Here is a 4516-nt window from a genome sequence, read left to right on the forward strand (position 1 = left end):
GGCCCTACCCTCATGCCCGGACATCCCGGAGATCACCCGACCGAGTCGCCACACTCGAACCAATGCTCACCATGATCGATAGAGAAACGGCTTCTCAGCTGCAGGACCCTTGATCGGGTAGGCACGCTGAACGCTGCCGATCACTGTCTCGAAGGGCACACCTGACGTTGTCGACGGATCCGGGCCGTCCTGGGATGGTCTGTCCAGCTGTTCCCCGACACTCGGCATGGCTCCCCCTCAAGCTCAAGATGATCGGAATCTAGGGCGGTCATGGCGGGGCCTGGTCGGTTTCCCAGCAGGTCGCGGAGTGATGCGCGACCGCGCCCAGCGGTGGGCGTTGGCTCATGCCGTTCGGTCCATCCGCGCCGGCCGTGCGGCGGGGATCTGTCCGTTGCGCTGAGCCCGCTTGTAGGCCAAAGCGCGCAGCCGCGCCTCGTCGCTGCTCGCCATAGCACACGGCGCCGATAGCGGCCTGGCGGTCGGCAAGGGCCTCCACCGGCCCTCGGTTGCTGCGCAGCGCAGCATCGTGTCGCGCAGCGCATTCTCGTGTCTCCTGCTCGAAGCCCGACTGTTCGGCGACGCGGGCACCGTCATGGATGGCAGCCAGCGCGAAGTGATACCTGGCTGGCGCGTCAGCTCGGGACCGAATGGGACGTTCCGGCTTGGCAGGGCTGCGAGCAATGAGCCACAGGTCGACTCCGAGGCCGGGCGTGCCAGCGTTCGAGGGTGCTGCCGGGTAGGTAGATCTTGATGCTGCGGACAGACTACGGCCCGTCCGTCTCGGCGATCCGCCGCAACACGTCGCGTTGGGTGGACTCTCGCGCGTTGCCGCCGGCGAACCCCGAGATCGAGGAGTGAGGTGTAGATCACGTCGTCGGTGAACTGGCCTCCGATCCGTCCTTCAACTGCCAGGAACAGATGGCGAAGTCCTGCGTCTGGCGCTCGGCACTCATCCGGTGGGTGCAAGCCGCGTAGGACGGCCGCCTATCGCCCGCGAGAACTGGTCTGTTACCCGTGCCAAGGCTTTGGCCGAGGCCGGCGCGACGGTCAGCGTGCCGTCATCGTCCACAGTGATGTCCTTGTCGAGGGTGAGCCAACCCGGCGTGATGTGCGCGGGGTTCATGGAGCTCAGCATGGGGCGCAGGGCGTAGTCGATGGCCAGGACGTGGGCGGTGGTGCCGCCGGTTGCCAGGGGGAGGACGGTCTTGCCTGCCAGTGCGTGCTGCGGGAGCAGGTCGAGCAGCGACTTCAGTAGACCAGAGTAGGCGGCCTTGTAGATCGGGGTCCCGATCACCACCCCGTCCACCTGCTCGAACAGGCTCATGACTTCAACGATCGCCGGGTGGCTGAAGTCTGCGTGCAGCAGAGCTTCGGCCGGGAGCATGCGGGCATCAAGTGGGATCACGTCGTGTCCCTGGCCCCTGAGCCGGTGATCGACGTGTCGCAACAGCCGCGCGGTACGGGAGGTGACGGACGGGCTTCCCGAGACGGACAGGACGCTGGCCATGCAGGAACCTTTCGAACGTGAGGGGTGGGCTCAGGAAGGCGGTGCCAGCGAGGGCGGGCCTCGTCGGCGGCGCGTTCGGCCTCGTCCGGTTCGTTCATGCGCAAGGGGCAGGACCTCTCGCAGGACCTCTCTCCGCCGTACTCAGCCTTACACAAGCTGGGTAGGCGCCGAGCCGCCATGCAGGCGATACGTTCGGTGATCTGTTTGGGTGTCGATCATGCCTGCGCGCGACCGGTTGTTGAGTTGAACGAGGTCCGAGGCGGAGTCCTGCGACGCGGCGGGGATGAGGGCGGATGGCCACTCACGAAAGTCACGTTTGGCTTGCGTGGTTGAGATGAGGCGGATCGATGTGCCCCTTGCGAGTTGGGCACATCGATCCGCGGTCTACTGGTTGTGCTCTTCTCGAGCCGCTGCAGGCAGACACAGGTGGCGCCCACGCCGGGCATTGCGGAATCCGGTCGGCCGGGTGTGTTTGCGGAGGGTCTAGACGCCGGCGGTGAGTGCGCCGTCGATGGCCAGGGCTGCGCCGGTGATGAAGGGACTTTCGTCGCTGAGGAGGAAGGCGGTGAACGCGGCGATCTCCGCTTCGTCGGCGGCGCGGCCGGTCGGCTGCAGGTTGAGCATGGCGCTCGCGGCTTCCGGGTTGCGCTGGACGTGGCCGCGCCACAGCGGGGTGTCCACCAGGCCTGTGACCAGGGCGTTGACCCGCACATTCTCCTTGGCGGTGTCGAGCGCTGCGGAACGGGTCAGGCCCACGACGCCGTGCTTGGCTGCCGAATAGGCGACAGCCGCCGGGTCGCCCACCACGCCGTCCACGGAGGCGTTGTTGACGATGGAGCCGCCGCCGCTGGCCACGATCGCCGGGATCTCGTACTTGAGGCTATAGAAGACGCTGGTCATGTTGAGGGCGATGACACTGTCCCAGAACGGGGCGTCGATGTTCCGGATGGCTCCCTGGCTGTTTCCGCCGCCCGCGTTGTTGAAGGCACCGTGCAGGCCGCCGAAGTCCCGGACAGCGACGTCGACCAGGCTGGCCACCTCCTCCTCGACAGTCACATCCGTCGGGACGAAGGCGGCTGTGCCGCCCTCCGCCGTGATCTCCGCAACCGTCGCCTTACCGCGCTCCTTGTCACGCGCTCCAATGATCACGGTCGCGCCCTCGGACGCCGCACGCCTCGCGAAGGCCGAACCCATACCCGAGGTGCCTCCGGTGACGATGATGACCTTGGACTGAAGACGATGGTTCATGGTGCTCCATTCAATGCCCGGCATGACGAGATCACGGCGTGCCGGGAATGTGTGATCGCGGGCTGGGTGGTGGGATCGGCACGGATGCGGCCGATCCCGAGGTGCCGTCGGCTTCCTCGGTCCCTGTCCAGCACCATACATCAGGAACGATCGTTCAGTAAATAATTCGCACCCTCGCCGGGCTGGCCCCTAGCAAGGGCCACGGGAGACACATCGCCCCTCCCTCAGCCCCCCACAAATGGAGACGCGACCGACGAGGCAGGCCGCTTCCACCCCGGCCGAAAATCTGTACTGCTCGTTCGGGTATACTCTCCGGCTATGGCACGCCTCAGGGAATTCGACACCGAAAAGGCCGTGGAGGCGGCGATGAACACCTTCCGCCTCCACGGGTACGACGGCACATCCATCCAGGACCTTGTCGACGCCACCGGCGTGGGCCGCGGCTCGCTGTACGCGGCCTTCGGCAACAAGGAAGGCCTGTACCTGGCGGCCATGGACCGCTACCGAGAGTATTACGCTCTTCCGCTGGTCGAGATCCTCCGCCAAGGAGCCCCAGGCCTTGAGCTGCTGCGCTACGTCCTGGTCGCGGCAATCGACGAGATCGTTTGCGACGGTAGCCGGCGAGCATGCCTGATTGTGAGCGCCGTCGTGGGCCGGATCGCGCAAGACCCCCAGGTGGCCTCCCACGTGCAGTCGACGACGGAGCTGCTGGAGGACGCGCTCTATCAGGTCATCGCCGAGGCGCAGTCGGATGGCCAGCTACCCGACCAGCGTGATGCGCGCGACCTGGCCCGGTTCCTCGTCATGACAATGCACGGGCTGAGGGTCATGGGTGCCGTAAATCCCGACCGGGCGGCCCTCATGGCGGTCGCCGAGACCGCTCTTGACGCCATCTCTTGACTGATTCCCCCAGCCGGCCGCGATGTCGCGGTGAAGTAGGAAGCAGCCTCGTCGATGTCGGCTATGCGGGTAGCGCCGTATCGCAGCTGGCGCGGCAGGGGTTGGCCTGAGGCTGCGATGGGTGGCAGCTCCCACCAGGAGGAGTGGTGCCGCGTGTAGGTGTGCGTACAGTCCGGCACTGCTTGCCGCTCTGGGTCAGGCAGCGGGATCGGAACGGATTCGCTACCTTCCCGCTCGCCCCGCGGCTCAACTCAGAGCCGTCGGTGAGCGTCGCCACAGCTTGTGTCTCGGACGGGCCCGGTTCACGACAGCCCTGGGGGCCCGAAACCTTCGCCGCCGTTTGTGAAAACTACTGACGTAACGCGGACTTCACTATCTTTACCTATCGTTCATTCCATAATATGTTAAGCTGCGACAGCGGCAAACGCCAGCAGGGAGACCCCCTTTCTGGCTCATGGGCTTCTGAGCGAGACAAGCAAGAAGACACCCGGCAGTAACCGACCGCGCTGCCTTCTACAAGCTGCGCTTCGTGAGCGCGAGAGCGAGAACTCCCACTACACAGGCGTACCACTCGCTGGAGTTTCCACTCGACGCCGCACGTGGGCAAGCCTGAGCGTTCGGCGTGGGGCACACGAAGTAGGTCGTGCTCCACACACCCCAAGCGCCTCCAGGTGCGGGGCGGTATCGCGTGCGCTGGCCCGCACCGACGGGGCCTGCCGGTCTTCTCATCACTGCTCTCCGCTACCGCGGTTGTTGTCTGCCCCGGCCTAGGTGCTGTTTCTCGGATCTCCTGACGTGATCATGCGTGTGGGTTGACGCTGTTCAGCATGGTTGGCCGTGGAGACCTGACGAACGCGGAGT

At 65.7% G+C, this 4516-nt stretch carries 3 protein-coding genes; 1 reads left to right on the forward strand and 2 read right to left on the reverse strand.

Annotated features, from left to right (window positions below; translation table 11 throughout):
- Positions 1-949: 949 nt before the first annotated feature.
- Together ssuE and ABZ479_RS41460 are read right to left on the reverse strand one after the other, a co-directional pair.
- Positions 950-1507, reverse strand: coding sequence for an NADPH-dependent FMN reductase (ssuE, locus tag ABZ479_RS41455; protein ID WP_500466424.1), 558 nt, complete (start codon positions 1505-1507; stop codon positions 950-952).
- 483 nt (positions 1508-1990) lie between these two features.
- Entirely contained in the window at positions 1991-2779 is a 789-nt protein-coding gene (locus ABZ479_RS41460; protein WP_500466425.1) for an SDR family NAD(P)-dependent oxidoreductase, read from the reverse strand.
- A gap of 294 nt (positions 2780-3073) precedes the next feature.
- On the opposite strand from ABZ479_RS41460, the gene ABZ479_RS41465 reads away from it, so the two are divergent.
- On the forward strand, positions 3074-3655 hold the full coding sequence (locus ABZ479_RS41465) for a TetR/AcrR family transcriptional regulator (RefSeq protein WP_500466426.1): 582 nt from the start codon (positions 3074-3076) through the stop codon (positions 3653-3655).
- Positions 3656-4516 lie beyond the last annotated feature (861 nt).

The sequence above is a fragment of the Streptomyces sp. NPDC005722 genome, from assembly GCF_040630935.1.
Classification (GTDB): Bacteria; Actinomycetota; Actinomycetes; order Streptomycetales; family Streptomycetaceae; genus Actinacidiphila.

Excerpts from the sequence above, each read along its gene's own strand:
- ssuE (WP_500466424.1), bottom strand. The coding sequence starts at position 1,507 with ATGGCCAGCGTCCTGTCCGTCTCGGGAAGCCCGTCCGTCACCTCCCGT.
- ABZ479_RS41460 (WP_500466425.1), bottom strand. The coding sequence starts at position 2,779 with ATGCCGGGCATTGAATGGAGCACCATGAACCATCGTCTTCAGTCCAAG.
- ABZ479_RS41465 (WP_500466426.1), top strand. The coding sequence starts at position 3,074 with ATGGCACGCCTCAGGGAATTCGACACCGAAAAGGCCGTGGAGGCGGCG.